17 protein-coding genes are annotated in these 14,775 nt (G+C 69.7%); 10 read left to right on the forward strand and 7 right to left on the reverse strand.

Features of this window, described 5'->3' with window-relative positions; translation table 11 throughout:
* Positions 1-106 precede the first annotated feature (106 nt).
* Positions 107-1,285 (reverse strand): quinolinate synthase NadA, encoded by a 1,179-nt coding sequence (gene nadA / locus IEZ13_RS24320; RefSeq protein WP_183226031.1) that lies wholly within the window; start codon positions 1,283-1,285, stop codon positions 107-109.
* 60 nt (positions 1,286-1,345) lie between these two features.
* Here nadA and IEZ13_RS24325 point away from each other — a divergent pair, with 60 nt between their 5' ends.
* From IEZ13_RS24325 to IEZ13_RS24340, 4 genes are all read left to right on the forward strand, one after another.
* Positions 1,346-2,452, forward strand: coding sequence for a glycerate kinase family protein (locus tag IEZ13_RS24325; protein ID WP_183226030.1), 1,107 nt, complete (start codon positions 1,346-1,348; stop codon positions 2,450-2,452).
* A 99-nt stretch (positions 2,453-2,551) separates the two neighbouring features.
* Positions 2,552-2,920, forward strand: coding sequence for an iron-sulfur cluster insertion protein ErpA (gene erpA / locus IEZ13_RS24330; RefSeq protein WP_183226029.1), 369 nt, complete (start codon positions 2,552-2,554; stop codon positions 2,918-2,920).
* Positions 2,921-3,026: 106 nt separating this feature from the next.
* Positions 3,027-4,004: a carbohydrate kinase family protein gene (locus IEZ13_RS24335; RefSeq protein ID WP_183226028.1), complete on the forward strand. Its 978-nt coding sequence runs from the start codon at positions 3,027-3,029 to the stop codon at positions 4,002-4,004.
* A gap of 7 nt (positions 4,005-4,011) precedes the next feature.
* Positions 4,012-4,512, forward strand: coding sequence for a P-loop nucleotide/nucleoside kinase family protein (locus IEZ13_RS24340; protein WP_183226027.1), 501 nt, complete (start codon positions 4,012-4,014; stop codon positions 4,510-4,512).
* A gap of 15 nt (positions 4,513-4,527) precedes the next feature.
* Here the strand turns inward: IEZ13_RS24340 and IEZ13_RS24345 are convergent, their stop codons facing one another.
* Positions 4,528-4,737, reverse strand: coding sequence for a sulfurtransferase TusA family protein (locus IEZ13_RS24345; protein ID WP_183226151.1), 210 nt, complete (start codon positions 4,735-4,737; stop codon positions 4,528-4,530).
* A complete protein-coding gene (locus tag IEZ13_RS24350; RefSeq protein WP_183226026.1) occupies positions 4,734-5,879 on the reverse strand; it encodes a cysteine desulfurase family protein in 1,146 nt (381 codons plus the stop codon). Before IEZ13_RS24350 ends, IEZ13_RS24345 begins: the two co-directional genes overlap by 4 nt.
* Before the next feature lie 181 nt (positions 5,880-6,060).
* Between IEZ13_RS24350 and ctaC the strand changes: the two genes are divergently transcribed.
* Together ctaC and IEZ13_RS24360 are read left to right on the forward strand one after the other, a co-directional pair.
* Positions 6,061-6,987 (forward strand): aa3-type cytochrome oxidase subunit II, encoded by a 927-nt coding sequence (gene ctaC / locus IEZ13_RS24355; protein WP_183226025.1) that lies wholly within the window; start codon positions 6,061-6,063, stop codon positions 6,985-6,987.
* An 11-nt stretch (positions 6,988-6,998) separates the two neighbouring features.
* Complete coding sequence (locus tag IEZ13_RS24360; protein ID WP_183226024.1) at positions 6,999-7,457, forward strand: cytochrome c oxidase subunit 4; 459 nt, start codon at positions 6,999-7,001, stop codon at positions 7,455-7,457.
* Positions 7,458-7,517: 60 nt separating this feature from the next.
* On the opposite strand, the gene IEZ13_RS24365 is transcribed toward IEZ13_RS24360, so the two are convergent.
* The 4 genes from IEZ13_RS24365 to IEZ13_RS24380 all read right to left on the reverse strand — a co-directional run bounded on the left by IEZ13_RS24365 (position 7,518) and on the right by IEZ13_RS24380 (position 10,342).
* Positions 7,518-7,727: a hypothetical protein gene (locus tag IEZ13_RS24365; protein ID WP_183226023.1), complete on the reverse strand. Its 210-nt coding sequence runs from the start codon at positions 7,725-7,727 to the stop codon at positions 7,518-7,520.
* Positions 7,728-7,835: 108 nt separating this feature from the next.
* Positions 7,836-8,894 (reverse strand): anthranilate phosphoribosyltransferase, encoded by a 1,059-nt coding sequence (trpD, locus tag IEZ13_RS24370; protein ID WP_183226022.1) that lies wholly within the window; start codon positions 8,892-8,894, stop codon positions 7,836-7,838.
* A gap of 35 nt (positions 8,895-8,929) precedes the next feature.
* Positions 8,930-9,355 (reverse strand): hypothetical protein, encoded by a 426-nt coding sequence (locus IEZ13_RS24375; RefSeq protein ID WP_183226021.1) that lies wholly within the window; start codon positions 9,353-9,355, stop codon positions 8,930-8,932.
* A gap of 48 nt (positions 9,356-9,403) precedes the next feature.
* Positions 9,404-10,342, reverse strand: a complete 939-nt coding sequence (locus tag IEZ13_RS24380) for a cytochrome c oxidase assembly protein (RefSeq protein ID WP_229794957.1) — start codon at positions 10,340-10,342, stop codon at positions 9,404-9,406.
* A gap of 109 nt (positions 10,343-10,451) precedes the next feature.
* On the opposite strand from IEZ13_RS24380, the gene ctaE reads away from it, so the two are divergent.
* Genes ctaE through qcrB form a run of 4 tightly spaced genes read left to right on the forward strand, consistent with a single transcriptional unit; the run spans position 10,452 to position 14,643 of the window.
* Positions 10,452-11,048, forward strand: coding sequence for an aa3-type cytochrome oxidase subunit III (gene ctaE / locus IEZ13_RS24385; RefSeq protein WP_183226020.1), 597 nt, complete (start codon positions 10,452-10,454; stop codon positions 11,046-11,048).
* Between the two features lie 48 nt (positions 11,049-11,096).
* Positions 11,097-11,945, forward strand: a complete 849-nt coding sequence (qcrC, locus tag IEZ13_RS24390) for a cytochrome bc1 complex diheme cytochrome c subunit (protein ID WP_183226019.1) — start codon at positions 11,097-11,099, stop codon at positions 11,943-11,945.
* Positions 11,942-13,045 carry a cytochrome bc1 complex Rieske iron-sulfur subunit gene (qcrA, locus tag IEZ13_RS24395; protein ID WP_183226018.1) on the forward strand — a complete coding sequence of 368 codons (1,104 nt, stop codon included), beginning with the start codon at positions 11,942-11,944 and terminating at the stop codon, positions 13,043-13,045. Before qcrC ends, qcrA begins: the two co-directional genes overlap by 4 nt.
* Complete coding sequence (qcrB, locus tag IEZ13_RS24400) at positions 13,042-14,643, forward strand: cytochrome bc1 complex cytochrome b subunit (RefSeq protein ID WP_183226017.1); 1,602 nt, start codon at positions 13,042-13,044, stop codon at positions 14,641-14,643. Before qcrA ends, qcrB begins: the two co-directional genes overlap by 4 nt.
* The last annotated feature ends 132 nt before the right edge of the window (positions 14,644-14,775 follow it).

Genomic DNA, 14,775 nt, shown 5'->3' on the forward strand with positions numbered 1-14,775 from the left:
GACAACCACGGCAGCCGTGGCGATGCGTGAAACGCCGTTAAATGCTGATGGATGAGGCGCGCCAAGAGAATCCACCGTGCGGGTGGATTCAATTGATTACTCAGAGTTACGGCAAGGCGAGCATCTGGTCGAGGGCGACCCGGGCCTCATGGGCGGTCTTCTCGTCCACCGTGATCACGTTCGGCACCCGTCCGGCGACCAGTTCCTCCAGCGTCCACACCAGGTGGGGGAGGTCGATCCGGTTCATGGTGGAGCAGTAGCAGACCGTCCGGTCGAGGAACATGATCTGTTTGTCCGGGTGGGCCAGCGCGAGACGGCGGACCAGGTTCAGCTCCGTGCCGACGGCCCAGGCCGAACCGGGCTCGGCCGCGTCCAGGGCCTTGATGATGTACTCCGTGGAGCCCACGTAGTCGGCCGCCCGGACCACGTCGTGACGGCACTCCGGGTGCACCAGGACGTTGACGCCCGGCACCCGCTCACGCACCTCGCGGACGCTGTCGATGGTGAACCGGCCGTGCACCGAGCAGTGGCCCCGCCACAGGATCATCCGGGCGTTCCGCAGCTGCTCGTCGGTCAGGCCGCCCTGCGGCTTGTGCGGGTCGTAGAGGACGCAGTCGTCCAGGTCGAAACCCATCTCCAGCACGGCGGTGTTGCGGCCCAGGTGCTGGTCGGGCAGGAAGAACACCTTCGACCCCTGCTCGAACGACCAGTCCAGGGCGCGCTTCGCATTCGACGACGTGCACACCACGCCCCGGTTGCGGCCGACGAAGCCCTTGATGTCGGCGGACGAGTTCATATACGTCACCGGGACGATGTCGCCCGCGATGCCGAGGTCCTGGAAGTGCTCCCACGCCGTCTCGACCTGGCCGAGCACCGCCATGTCGGCCATCGAGCAGCCGGCCGCGAGGTCGGGCAGGATGACCCGCTGCTCTTTACCGGTCAGGATGTCGGCGCTCTCGGCCATGAAGTGGACACCGCAGAAAACGATGAACTCGGCGGACGGGCGGGCCGCCGCCTGCTGGGCCAGCTTGAACGAGTCGCCCGTCACATCGGCGAAGCGGATCACCTCGTCGCGCTGGTAGTGATGCCCCAGCACGAACACCCGGTCGCCGAGCGCCGCCTTCGCCGCCTCGGCCCGGGCCACCAGGTCCGGGTCGCTCGGGGCGGGCAGCTCACCGGGGCAGTCCACGCCCCGCTCGCTGGCCGGGTCGGTGCCCTGCCCGAGCAGGAGCAGAGCCACAGGGGTGTTCGCGGGTTCGGTCCAGGTCGACGTCACGCCAGCCATGTTCGCACAGCGGATGAGACGGTAGCTGCGCCCCGGAGGGTGTGCTGCCACACTCGCGGTGTGCGCGTACTGATCTGTCCGGACAAGTTCGCCGGTACCCTTTCCGCCCCCGAAGTCGCCCAGGCCGTCGCCGACGGCTGGTCCGTCCCGGGTGACGTCCTCGTGCAACGGCCGCTCGCCGACGGCGGCCCCGGATTCGTCGAGGTCCTGGCCGCCGCGCTGGACGGCCGGCGGATCCCGGTGGACACCGTCGACCCGCTCGGCCGCCCGGCCCGGGGCGAGATCCTGTACGCGGACGGCGTCGCCTACGTGGAGAGCGCCCAGGCCTGTGGCCTGCACCTGCTCTCCGCCGCCGAACGCGACCCCAGGGTGACCACCTCGTGGGGCCTGGGCCTGCTGCTGGCCGCCGCCGTCGAGACCGGAGCGGCCGAGGTGGTCGTCGGGCTGGGCGGCTCCGCGGTCAACGACGCCGGCGCCGGCATGCTGGCCGCGCTGGGCGCCGCCCCGGTCGACGACGCCGGCCAGGCCCTGCCGTACGGCGGGATCCCGCTGATCACCGCGGCCGCCCTGGGCGGTGTCCCCCGGCTGCGGCAGGTGCGCCTGGTCGCCGCCACCGATGTGGACAACCCGCTGACCGGTCTGCACGGCGCCAGCAACGTCTTCGGCCCGCAGAAGGGCGCCGGCCGGGAGGACGTGCTGCGCCTGGACGCCGCCCTGGGGCACTTCGCCGGCGTGCTGGAGAAGGCGTTCGGGATCGAGGATCTGGCCACCCGCCCGGGCGGCGGCGCGGCCGGCGGTCTGGGCGCCGCCCTGATCGCCCTCGGCGGCACGGTCACCTCCGGCATCAACCTGGTCACGAACCTGATCGGCCTGGACCGCGAACTGGACGCCGCCGACCTGGTGATCACCGGCGAGGGTTCCTTCGACCACCAGTCGCTGCGGGGCAAGGTGGTCGCCGGGATCGCCGCCGGGGCCCGCGACCGGGGCCTGCCGTGCGTGGTGCTGGCCGGCCGCAACGAGACCGGGCACCGGGAGGCCGCGGCGGCCGGGGTCACCGAGACGCACACTCTGGTGGAGCATTTCGGCGACGTCGAGACGGCTCTCGCGGAACCGGCCCGTGGCCTGCGGGAACTCGCGGGTCGCCTGGCCGGGCAGTGGAGCAGGTGAGGTGCAGGTGATCTGTTCGGCCCCGGATTGGGAATCCCGGGGATTGGGGTTAGCGTTGCCTGGTACGGCACATGACCGCACCTGGCAGGGAGATACCTAGTGACCACTGAAGCGCACACCGAGTCGACCGAGGCGACCGCCCCGACCGGCGTCATCCTCACCGACGTCGCCGCGGTGAAGGTCAAGGCCCTGATCGAGCAGGAGGGGCGCGACGACCTGCGTCTGCGCATCGCCGTACAGCCCGGTGGCTGCTCCGGCCTGCGTTACCAGCTCTTCTTCGACGAGCGTTCGCTCGACGGGGACGTCGTCAGCGACTTCGACGGCGTCGAGGTCGTGGTGGACCGGATGAGCGCTCCGTATCTTGCGGGCGCGACCATCGACTTCGCCGACCGGATCGACGCTCAGGGTTTCACCATCGACAACCCGAACGCGCAGAACTCCTGCGCCTGTGGCGACTCGTTCCACTGAGACAACCTTTGAACAGGCCGTCCCGTTGTACGGGGCGGCCTGTTCGCTGCTTCGGGCCGGTAGTCTCAACCCGTAACGCCCCCTGTTCCCTACCCCGAGGGCCGAAATGAAGATCGCCGTCACCGGCTCGATCGCCACCGACCATCTGATGCACTTCCCCGGCAGGTTCGCCGACCAGCTCATCGCGGACCAGTTGCACAAGGTCTCGCTCTCCTTCCTCGTCGACGACCTCGTGGTCCGCCGCGGCGGTGTCGCCCCCAACATGGCCTTCGGGATGGGCAAGCTGGGCCTGCGCCCGATCCTGGTCGGCGCGGTCGGCGCCGACTTCGGTGACTACCGTTCCTGGCTCGAGCGGCACGGGGTGGACTGCGGCTCGGTGCACGTCAGCGACACAGCGCACACCGCCCGGTTCGTCTGCACCACCGACGACGACCTCAACCAGATCGCCTCCTTCTACGCCGGGGCGATGGCCGAGGCGCGCAACATCGAGCTGCGGCCGGTGCACGAGCGGGCCGGCGGCCTCGACCTGGTGCTGGTCGGCGCGAACGACCCGGCCGCGATGATCCGGCACTCCGAGGAGTGCCGCGAGCGGGGTTACGCGTTCGCCGCCGACCCGTCGCAGCAGCTCGCCCGGATGGACGGCTCGGACGTGCTGAGCCTGATCAGCGGCGCGGAGTTCCTGCTGACCAACGAGTACGAGCGGTCCCTGCTGGAGACCAAGGCCGGCCTCACCGGCGACCAGGTGCTGGAGCAGGTGAAGATCCGGGTCACCACGCTCGGCAAGGACGGTGTGGAGATCACCGGCCGGGGGATCGAGCGGATCCACGTGCCGGTCGTCCCGGACGTCATCGGCGAGGACCCGACCGGGGTGGGCGACGGCTTCCGGGCCGGCTTCTTCGCCGGTGTCTCGTGGGGGCTCGGCCTGGAGCGGTCGGCCCAGGTCGGCTCGCTGGTCGCGGCCCTGGTGCTGGAGACGGTCGGCACCCAGGAGTACGACATCAAGGCTCCCGAATTCACGAAGCGGTTCGCGTCGGCGTACGGCGACGAGGCGGCCGCGGAGGTCGCGCCGCTGCTCCCGGCGTGACCACGACATGGTGTTAGCGGTCTTCGCCGGGCTCCCCGGCGTCGGTAAGAGCACCCTGGCCGCCGCGGTGGCCGCCGAGTTGCCCGCGACGGTCCTGGCCGTCGACACGGTCGACTTCACACTGCGGCGGTACGGGGTGCAGGAGCCCCGGCCCGGCTACGCCGCCTACGGGGTGGTGGCCGCGGTGGCCGAGGAGCAGCTCCGGATCGGCCACCACGTGATCATCGACGCGGTGAACCCGGTCCGGGCGGCGCGGCAGCTCTGGGTGGACCTGGCCGAGCGGATGGAGGTGCCGCTGCGGGTCGTCGAGGTGATCTGCGGCGACGACGTGGAGCACCGGCGCCGGGTCGAGGAGCGGTTCAAGGCGCGCGACCACGAGGGCATCCCGGACTGGGTGCGGGTCCTGGAGCGCCAGGCGGAGTACGAGCCCTATCTGGGCCCGCGCCTGGTCGTCGACACCCACCTGGCCAAGGACCCGGTCCCCTCGGTGGTGGGCTATCTGAGCTGACCGGCTCCGCTCCGCTCAAGTAACTCTTCTCACGTCGAAGGCCTGGCCGTCGGCGGCGACGAACTCCTGGCCCTTCATCCGGCACCAGGCGGGGATGTCGTTGGCCGCGGCCGGGTCGTCGGCGAGCACCCGCACGATCTCCCCGACCGCCACCGCCGGAATGGCCCTGGCCAGCCGGATCACCGGGATCGGGCAGCGCAGGCCCCGGCAGTCCAGGGTGATCAGATCCCGGCCTCCTTCCGGATGGCGGCCACCACGTCCGGCAGCACGGTGAGGAATCTCTCGACGTCCGCCTCGGTGGTCTCCCGGTGCAGCGACACCCGGACGTTGCCGTGGCTGAGCACACCCATCGCCTCCAGCACGTGACTCGGGCGCAGCGTCGACGAGGTGCAGGAGGAACCGGACGAGACGGCGAAACCGTGCCGGTCCAGGGCGTGCAGCAGGGCCTCGCCGTCGACGTACAGGCAGCTGAACGTGACCAGGTGCGGCAGCCGCTCGACCGGGTCGCCGACGATCTCCACGTCCGGCACGGTGGCGGCCACCCGCTCCCGGATCCGGTCGACCAGGGCGCTCAGCCGGACCGCCTCGCTCCGCGCCTCGGCCACCACGGCACGGAGGCTCGCGGCCGCCGCGACCACGGCCGGCAGCGAGAGCGCGCCCGGGTGGCGGGGGCTATAAAGATCATCTTGAGGGTACGGGGAGAGCCAGCGCACACCCTTGCGCACCACCAGCACCCCGACTCCCGCCGGACCGCCCCACTTGTGTGCCGAGGCGCTCAGCAGCGACCAGCCCGGCGGCACCGGCGCCCGGCCCACGGTCTGCGCCGCGTCCACGAACAGCGGCACCCCGGCCTCGGCGCACAGCTCCGCGGCGGCGGCCACCGGCTGCACCGTGCCCACCTCGTGACTGGCACTGATCAGGCCGGCCAGGGCCACCCCGCCGGCCCGGACCGCGGTTCCCCACGCGTCCAGGTCGAGCCGGCCCAGCCGGTCCACGCCGACCTCCACCGCCTCGGCCGTACGCGCGGCGTGCAGCACCGCCGAGTGCTCGATCGCCGAGTGCACCAGCACCCGGCCCACCCGCTTGCGCCCGCCCAGCCCGCCGAGGACCGCCGCCTGGGCCGCCGCCGTGCCGGAGGGCTGGAAACTCACCTCGTCCGCCCGTACGCCCAGGATCTCGGCGACCACCGCGGTGGCCGCCTCGTGCAGCTGCTGGGCCCGCCGCCCGGCCGCGTAGAGCCGGGACGGGTCGGCCCAGCCGTCGGCGAGGGCGGCGAGCAGCGCCTCCCGTGTCACCGGATGCGGCGGCGCCGCGGTGGCCGAGTCCAGGTAAGCGGGCGCCCCGGCCGGATCGCCTGTGTAATCCACACAGGGAACGGTATCGTCCGGTTGTCCGGGTGTTTTCCGGGACGGGTCGCTCCCGCGCCAGGGCCCTGAGCCCCCCGGTGGCTGATCGCCGTGGCCTGGTCGAGTAGTGTGCGACCGTCAGTGAGCCTTGCCGCCAGGTGTCCGGTTTCGGCAGGCGGCGCTGCTAAGGAGGCAGAAGCAGGTGGGCGCAAGGAGTTCGGCCACACGGCCGCGGGCAGTAGGCCGGGCGGCCGGGCTGGTTCTCGGCGGCGCGACGCTGCTGACGCTGCTCTCGGGCTGTTCGATCGAACAGTGGGGATCCGCATTCGGCAACTTCGGCTGGCCGAGCCGGGGTATCAGTCTGCAGGCCCACGAGATGTACGACCTGTGGATCGCGTCGACGATCGCCGCTCTGACGGTCGGCATCGGCGTGTGGGGTCTGATCTTCTGGTGTGTGATCCGGTACCGCAAGCGCGGCGAAGAGCTGCCCGTGCAGACCCGGTTCAACATGCCGATGGAGATCCTCTACACGGTCACGCCGATCCTGATCGTCGCGGTTCTCTTCTTCTACACCGCGGTCGTGCAGACCAGTGTCGACAAGCTGTCCAAGAACCCGGACCAGGTCGTCGAGGTCGTGGCGTTCAAGTGGAACTGGCAGTTCAACTACCGTGACGGGATGGGCGAGAAGGCCAACACGGTCGCCTCGACCCTCGGCTCGTCCGACGTGATCCCGATCCTGGTCCTCCCGGTCGGACAGACGATCCGGTTCGAGGAGACCAGCAGGGACGTCATCCACTCGTTCTGGGTGCCGGAGATGCTGTTCAAGCGGGACGTCTTCCCGGGCAGCGTGCGCAACGTGTTCGAGGTGACCCTCGACAAGGAGGGCCGTTACGTCGGCCGGTGCGCCGAGCTGTGCGGCACGTACCACGCTTTCATGAACTTCGAGCTGGTGACGGTCTCCGCCGAGGAGTTCGACCGGTTCCTCGCGGCCAAGAAGGCCGGGCAGTCGACGCCGGAGGCGCTCATCGCGATCGGCGAGGAGCCGTTCGCCACGAAGACGTCGCCGTTCAACACGCGTCGTCAGCAGCACTCCTGGAACCAGCCCGAGACCGTAGCCGCAGGGAAGTAAGGGGACTCTCGATGAGGACCGAATACAAGATCTTCGCCGCGGTCGCCGTGTTCCTTTTCGGCGCGGCCGCCGTGTACGGGCTCTACACGCTCAACACCGGGAACGCGTCCGGCACCGCCGACGGGTACGAGGGCGGCACCGAGTGGGTCGGCGTGGTCGCGCTGATCCTCTCCGGACTGCTGTGCTCGATGTGCGCGGGCTTCTTCTGGTTCGTCGCCCGGCGTATCGACCTGCGCCCGGAGGACCGGGAGGACGGCGAGATCGCCGAGGGCGCCGGCGAGGTCGGCTTCTTCAGCCCGGGCAGCTACTGGCCGTTCGGCATCGCGCTGGCGGCGGCGGTGGCCGGCATCGGCCTGGTGTTCTGGATGTGGTGGCTGCTGGCCTTCGGCCTGGTCTGCGTCATCTTCGCCTCGTGCGGCCTGCTGTTCGAGTACTACTCGGGCACCCGGCACCCGGAAGCTCACCTCTGAGTCTCTCCGACTGAGGAAAGCCCGCCTTCCCGTCAGGGGAGGCGGGCTTTCTCGTTGCGCCTAGGCGGCGGCAGACCGCTGAGCGGGCGCTACGCGCCTTTTCTCGCCGCCGGGCATCCACAGGTGTACGACGATCGGGGCGACCACCTCAGCGGCTCCACAGCGGGTGCAGACCAGCTCAGGGCAGTCGTCGTGGCCGTCCTCGCACGGCGGCACCTCGAACAGCATGTCGCCGTCGCAGATGGCGCACCGGAGTTCGCGCTCCTGCACGGGGTTCTCCCTCCACGGGAAGCCGGATTACCCGAATGTCATTCAGACGTTGTCATGCATATCGGACATCTGTGAGCATTCGCGACGGCGTGTTGCGGGATTTTGCGGCTACTCGGCGCTCTTGGCCGCCTGCGCGGCCGCCACCCAGCGGTCCAGGCGGGCGGTCGTGGCGCCGGAGTCGATCGCCGCGGCGGCCCGCTCGATGCCGTCCCGCAGCGTCTCGTGGAAGTCGCCCGGGAAGCCGCTCTGCGCCGCGAACGCGGCCGCCGCGTTGAGGAGCACGGCGTCGCGCACCGGGCCCTGCTCACCGGCGAACGTGCGGCGGGCCACGTCGGCGTTGAACGCCGCGTCACCACCCCGCAGGTCGGCCGGCCGGCTGCGCGCCAGGCCCAGGTCGGCGGCGTCGACCAGCAGCTCCTCCACCTTGCCGTCCCGGGCCATCCAGACCCGGGTGGGCGCCGCCGTGGTGAACTCGTCCAGCCCGTCCTCGCCGCGCACCACCAGCGCCGAGTCGCCGCGCCCGGCGAACACCTCGGCCATCACCGGGGCCATCCGCGGGTCGAAGCAGCCCACCATGGCCGCCGTCGGGCGGGCCGGGTTGGTCAGCGGGCCCAGCACGTTGAAGAAGGTCGGCACGCCCAGCTCACGCCGGGTCACCGCGGCGTGCCGCATGCCCGGGTGGTAGCGGGCCGCGAAGCAGAAGCCGATGCCCGCCTCCTCGACCGTGCGGGCCACCCCGGCCGGGCCCAGGTCCAGCGGCAGGCCGAAGTGCTCGAGCAGGTCGGCCGTGCCGGTGGTGGAGGACGCCGACCGGTTGCCGTGCTTGACCACGGTCACCCCGGCGGAGGCGGTGACGATCGCCGCCATGGTGGAGATGTTCACCGTGTTGGCCCGGTCGCCGCCGGTGCCGACCACGTCCACCGCCCGGGTCCGGGTCTCCTCCGGCAGCTGGACCAGCGTGGCGCTGGCGAGCATCGCCTGCACCAGGCCGGCCAGCTCGGCCGGAGTCTCACCCTTGGACCGCAGCGCTATCGCGAACCCGGCGATCTGCACCGGCGTCGCGTTGCCGGCCATGATCTCGCCCATCGCCCACGCGGTGTCCTCGGTGGCGAGCTCCTCGCCACGAAGCAGTGCGCTGGTCAGATTGGGCCAGGTGCGTGCGCCCATGGCGGGGCCTCCCAAAGAGGGTGTCGTCAGAGAAGTCAGCGGGGAACGGTGCCCAGGGTGCCGAGCGGGACGGCTCCGTCGCGGCGGGCGCGGAGCATGCCGGCCACCGTCTGACCGGTGGTCACCGGGTCGAGCGGGGCGACCAGCGTGGCGTCGACCTGCGCGTAGGCGGCGAGCCAGCGGTCCGCGGCACGGGCGATGACGACGCAGGTGGGCGGCGGGTTCAGATACTCGTCCTTGGTCTGACGGGCGATCCCGATGCCGCCGGCGGGGGTCGCCTCGCCGTCCAGCATCATCAGGTCGATCTCGTACTCGTCGAGCAGCCGGCGGCACTCCTCCCAGGAGGCCGCCTCGCAGAACTCGACCTTGAGATCAGCGGCGGGACGCGTGCCGATGGCGAGCCGGATCCGGTCTCGCACGGCGGCGTCGTCGCTGTAGAGCAGAACGGTGTACTCGCTCATCTTGTGCCCCACCTCACGTCCTAGGTCTCGCCGATCGTACCGAACTTGTTATCCGGCGTCGGGTGCCGGGCGGCCCGCTTTCTCGGCCGCCTCGGCACGGTCCAGGGCACGGTCGATCCGGCGGGCCTCACGCTCCGACTGACGGATCCACTGGACCACCAGGATGCCGAGCATCGTGACGCTGACGATCTCGCCGCCGGCCCACAGGATCCCGCCCGCGGTGACCTGGTCGGCCTTGGGATCCAGCCAGCTCAGGCCCAGGCTCGGGTACCAGTCGCCGCCGAGCAGCTCGGTGCTCTGCATGATCGTCAGCCCCAGCACCGTGTGGAACGGCACGCTCAGCACCATGAGCAGGGCGCGGCCCGGGTACGGCCAGCGGTTCGGCAGCGGGTCCAGGCCCAGCAGCGGCCAGAAGAAGAGGCAGCCGGTGATGATGAAGTGCAGGTGGACGAACTCGTGCACCCAGACGTGCTCCAGGGTCTGCCGGTACGCCCCGGTGAAGTAGAGGACGAACGGGTTCGCGATGAACAGCCCGAACGCGACCAGCGGGAACGTCAGGACCCGGACGTAGCGGCTGTGCAGCACGGCGAGCAGCGTCTTGCGCGGCGGCCCGTGCAGGACCCGCAGCGCCAGGGTGGTCGGCGCGCCCAGGGCCAGGAAGATCGGGCCCACCATGGACAGCACCATGTGCTGGACCATGTGCACCGAGATCAGGGTCGTGTCGTACGCCTCGATGCCGGTGACCGTCACCGCCGCGATCGAGCCCAGTCCACCCGCGACGAACGCCGCCGTGCGCCCGGCCGGCCAGTGGTCACCACGCTGTCGTAGGCGCCAGACGCCATACCCGTAGAGCGCCGCCGACACCAGCAGACCCAGCGCGATCAGGCTGAAGACGTTGAGTTCGGTGAAGACGGCCGCCGGGGTGAACGGCGGAAGACCAGTATCCCCGCCATCGGCCGCGAGTAGGGGCAAAACGTGAAGACGCACCACTCGAGGCTAGGCCTACCCGCTGCTCACGGATTATTCCGGGCCTCCCACCCGGCCGGATTGGGGACCCCGAAGGACCTTGGGCCTATCTCGGATGAATAATGAGGCCGTGACAGCGGCAGCCATCGACAAGAGCCGGATCCACTCGCTGACCCGACCCAACATGGTCAGCGTCGGGACCATCGTGTGGCTCTCCAGCGAGCTCATGTTCTTCGCGGCGTTGTTCGCGATGTACTTCTCCATCCGTGCGGCGGACTACTCGCTGTGGGAGGAGCACACCCCGCACCTGAACATTCCGTACGCCACGACGTTCACGGTGATCCTGGTTCTCTCGTCGGTGACCTGCCAGCTCGGCGTCTTCGCCGCCGAGAAGGGCGACGTGTTCGCGCTGCGGCGCTGGTTCACGATCACCTTCGTGATGGGCCTGATCTTCGTGCTCGGTCAGGTCAACGAGTACGTCGAGCTCGTCCACCACGGCGTCAAGATCAACGGTGATGGGTACGGCTCGATGTTCTACCTGACGACCGGGTTCCACGGTCTGCACGTGACCGGCGGCCTGATCGCCTTCATCATCTACATGATCCGGACGACCATGGGCCGCTTCACGCCGGCTCAGGCCACCTCGGCCATCGTCGTGTCCTACTACTGGCACTTCGTCGACGTGGTGTGGATCGCCCTGTTCGCCATGATCTATTGGCTTCAGTAGCAGCGCCGACGGCGAGGATCGCAACAACAAACCAGAGGGACATAACCCATGACTTCTGACACCCCCGCCCGCAGGCGTGCCCGGGTGTTCTCCCGGCGGCGCGGCGCGCCCAGCCGGGTGCGCCGGAGGCTCGGCGCCGCGGCGCGCATGTTCGCCGCACTGGCGCTGGCCGGCGGCGTCTACACCGCGTTCACCCCGGGCGCCTTCGCCGAGGACAACGTCCCGCTCTCCGCTGCCGCGCAGGAGGGCAAGGCGCTCTACGACACCAGCTGCATCACCTGTCACGGGCGTGACGGCCAGGGTGTCGACGGGCGTGGACCCAGCCTGATCGGCGTCGGCTCCGCCTCGGTGGAGTTCCAGGTCGGCACCGGCCGCATGCCGATGACCCGCCAGGAGGCCCAGGCCGAGCAGAAGCCGGCGCAGTTCGACGAGACCCAGACCGAGCAGCTCGGGCAGTACATCCAGGAGCTCGGCGGCGGCCCGGAGGTTCCGGACGGCCCGCTCGTCAAGGACCTGGAGGCCAACCCGGAGGCGCTGGCCGAGGGCGGCAAGCTGTTCCGGGTCAACTGCACCTCCTGCCACGGCTTCGGCGGCGGCGGCGGCGCGCTCTCCTCGGGCAAGTTCGCCCCGAGCCTGGGCGACGCCACGGCCGAGCAGATCTACGCCGCCATGCTCACCGGCCCGCAGAACATGCCGGTCTTCGGTGACAACCAGCTCACGCCGGACCAGAAGAAGCAGATCATCACCTACATCCAGGTCCAGCTTCAGGAGGACAGGGACCCGGGCGGTCTGTTCAACCTGGGCCGTTACGGGCCGTCGACCGAGGGTATGGCCATCTTCCTGGTCGGCATCACCCTGCTGGTCTTCACGTCTCTCTGGATTGCGGGGAAGTCATGACGGCGGTCCATCACTCCGGCGACGCCGGTACGCCGGTCGACGTCAACGACCCGCACCTGACGCGGTTCGACGTCGTCAAGGAAGGCCTCCGGCGCGACGACATCGAGATCGTCACGTACGAGTCGCACTTCCACGGGCAGAACTCCAAGGCGGAGAAGCGGGTCGTCCGCAACATCTCCTTCCTGTTCCTGCTCTCCGGCCTGTTCAGCGCGGCGTTCCTGGTCTTCTACATCGTCTGGCCGTGGGAGTTCGAGCTCGGCGACACGATGAGCGACTACTACACGCCGATCCTGGGCGTCACGCTCGGCCTCGGCCTGCTGGCGCTCGGCTTCGCGATCCTCGCCTGGGCCAAGAAGCTGCTGCCGCACGAGCTGTCCATCCAGCAGCGGCACGGCGACCCGTCGTCCGACGACGAGCGCCTGATCACCGGGCAGACCATGCTCTACGTGGCGGACGAGCTGGGTGTCCAGCGCCGGCCGCTGCTCAAGGGCGCGATCGGCCTCGGCATGCTGCCGCTCGGCCTGGCCGCCGCGGCCCCGCTGGTCGGCGGCCTGATCAAGAACCCGCACGGCGACCCCGAGCCGATGATGTTCCGCACCGGCTTCAACCCGGTGGAGAACGGGGGCAAGCTGGTCCGCCTCACCCGTGAGGACGGCACCCCGATCCGCCCCGAGGACGTCAGCACGGGCGGCCAGATGACCGTCTTCCCGGGCATCCCGCACGGCGCCACCAACCAGCACGCCGACTCGCCGACGCTGCTCATCCACCTCCGGGCGGACGACGCGGCCGAGACCCGGAAGAACGCCGAGGCGGACGCCAACGGCCGGAACAAGGGCTCGATGTACGGCAACTACGTCGCGTACTCCAAGATCTGCACGCACGCGGGCTGCCCCGCCAGCCTCTACGAGCAGCAGACCAACCGTCTTCTCTGCCCGTGCCACCAGTCGCAGTTCCTCATCACCAACAACGCGCAGCCGGTCTTCGGACCCGCGACCCGGCGTCTGCCGATGCTGCCGCTTACAGTGGACGAGGAAGGTTTCTTCGTGGCAGCGTCCGACTTCAAGGACACCGTCGGACCTGACTTCTGGGAGCGGCCGTGAAGCGCCGAAAGATGGACCTCTCCGAGGCTCCGACCAACTTCGCCAAGGGGGTGGACGACCGGTTCCAGGCAGCCACCCCGCTGCGCGGCCTGCTGAACAAGGTCTTCCCGGACCACTGGTCCTTCCTGTTCGGCGAGATCGCCCTGTTCTCGTTCATCGTGCTGCTGCTCAGCGGCGTGTTCCTCACCCTCTTCTTCGATCCGTCGATGAGGGAGGTGGCGTACGACGGCTCCTACCTGGGCCTGCGCGGCGTCGAGATGTCGGCGGCCTACGCGTCCACGCTGCACCTGTCGTTCGAGGTCCGCGGCGGCCTCTTCATGCGGCAGATGCACCACTGGGCGGCGCTGCTGTTCATGGCGTCGATCATCGTGCACATGGCCCGCATCTTCTTCACCGGCGCGTTCCGCAAGCCGCGTGAGATCAACTGGGTCATCGGCGTCGTGCTCTTCCTGCTGGGCTTCTTCGCCGGCTTCACCGGTTACTCGCTCCCGGACGACGGCCTCTCCGGCACCGGTCTGCGCATCGCCTCGGCGATCATGCTGACCATCCCGGTCATCGGCACCTGGCTCTCGGCGGCGGTCTTCGGCGGTGAGTTCCCCGGCGAGCTGATCATCGGCCGGTTCTACATCGCGCACGTGCTGCTCATCCCGGGCCTCCTGCTCGCGCTGATCGCGGCCCACCTGGGCATCGTGTTCAAGCAGAAGCACACCCAGTGGCCGGGCCCGCTGCGCACCAACGAGAACGTGGTCGGCGAGCGGATGTTCCCGCGCTACGCGATGAAGCAGGGCGGCTTCTTCATGGCCGTCTTCGGTGTCATCGCGCTGATGGCCGGCGTGTTCCAGATCAACCCGATCTGGCTCTTCGGGCCGTACCGTGCGGCCGAGGTGTCGTCTGCCTCGCAGCCAGACTTCTACGTCATGTTCATGGACGGTCTCGTCCGGCTCATGCCGAACTGGCAGATCTACATCTTCAACTACAGCATCCCGCCGATGTTCTGGCCGGCCGTCGTGGGCCTGGGCGCGCTGTTCACCCTGCCCATGGCGTACCCGTGGCTGGAAGCGCGCAAGCTCAAGGACAAGCGCACCCACCACCTGCTCGAGCGCCCGCGGGACAACCCGGAGCGCGTCGGCATCGGCATGATGTCGCTGACGTTCTTCCTGGTCGCCACGCTGTCCGGCGCCAACGACGTGATCGCGGACAAGTTCCACATCAGCCTGAACGCGATGACCTGGGCGGGCCGCATCGGACTGGTGGTGCTGCCGCCGCTGGCCTACTACATCGCGTTCCGCATCTGCCTCGGTCTGCAACAGCACGACCGCCAGGTGCTGGCACACGGCGTCGAGACCGGCATCATCAAGCGTCTCCCGAACGGCCAGTTCGTCGAGATCCACCAGCCGCTCGGCCCGGTCGACGACCACGGCCACCCGATCCCGCTGGAGTACGCCGGCTGGGTCGTCCCGAAGAAGATGAACCGCATCGGTGCCCTGGCTCCGGCGATCAAGGGCTTCTTCTTCCCGGTCGAGAAGCCGGCCGAGACCCCGGTCTCCCCGGCCGTGGGCGGCCCCGTGAAGCGCGAGGAGATCAAGTCCGGCCGCTGAGGCCGGGTGTCACTCTCCGGAAGGCCCGTCAGGCATCTGCCTGGCGGGCCTTCTCCCTTTTCCGGTACGGGCATGCCCCTTGTGATTTAACCCAGGTGTGGTTCGTAGGTGACCCCGGCTGGATACAAGAAC

Source organism: Actinoplanes campanulatus, assembly GCF_014647795.1.
GTDB lineage: Bacteria > Actinomycetota > Actinomycetes > Mycobacteriales > Micromonosporaceae > Actinoplanes > Actinoplanes campanulatus.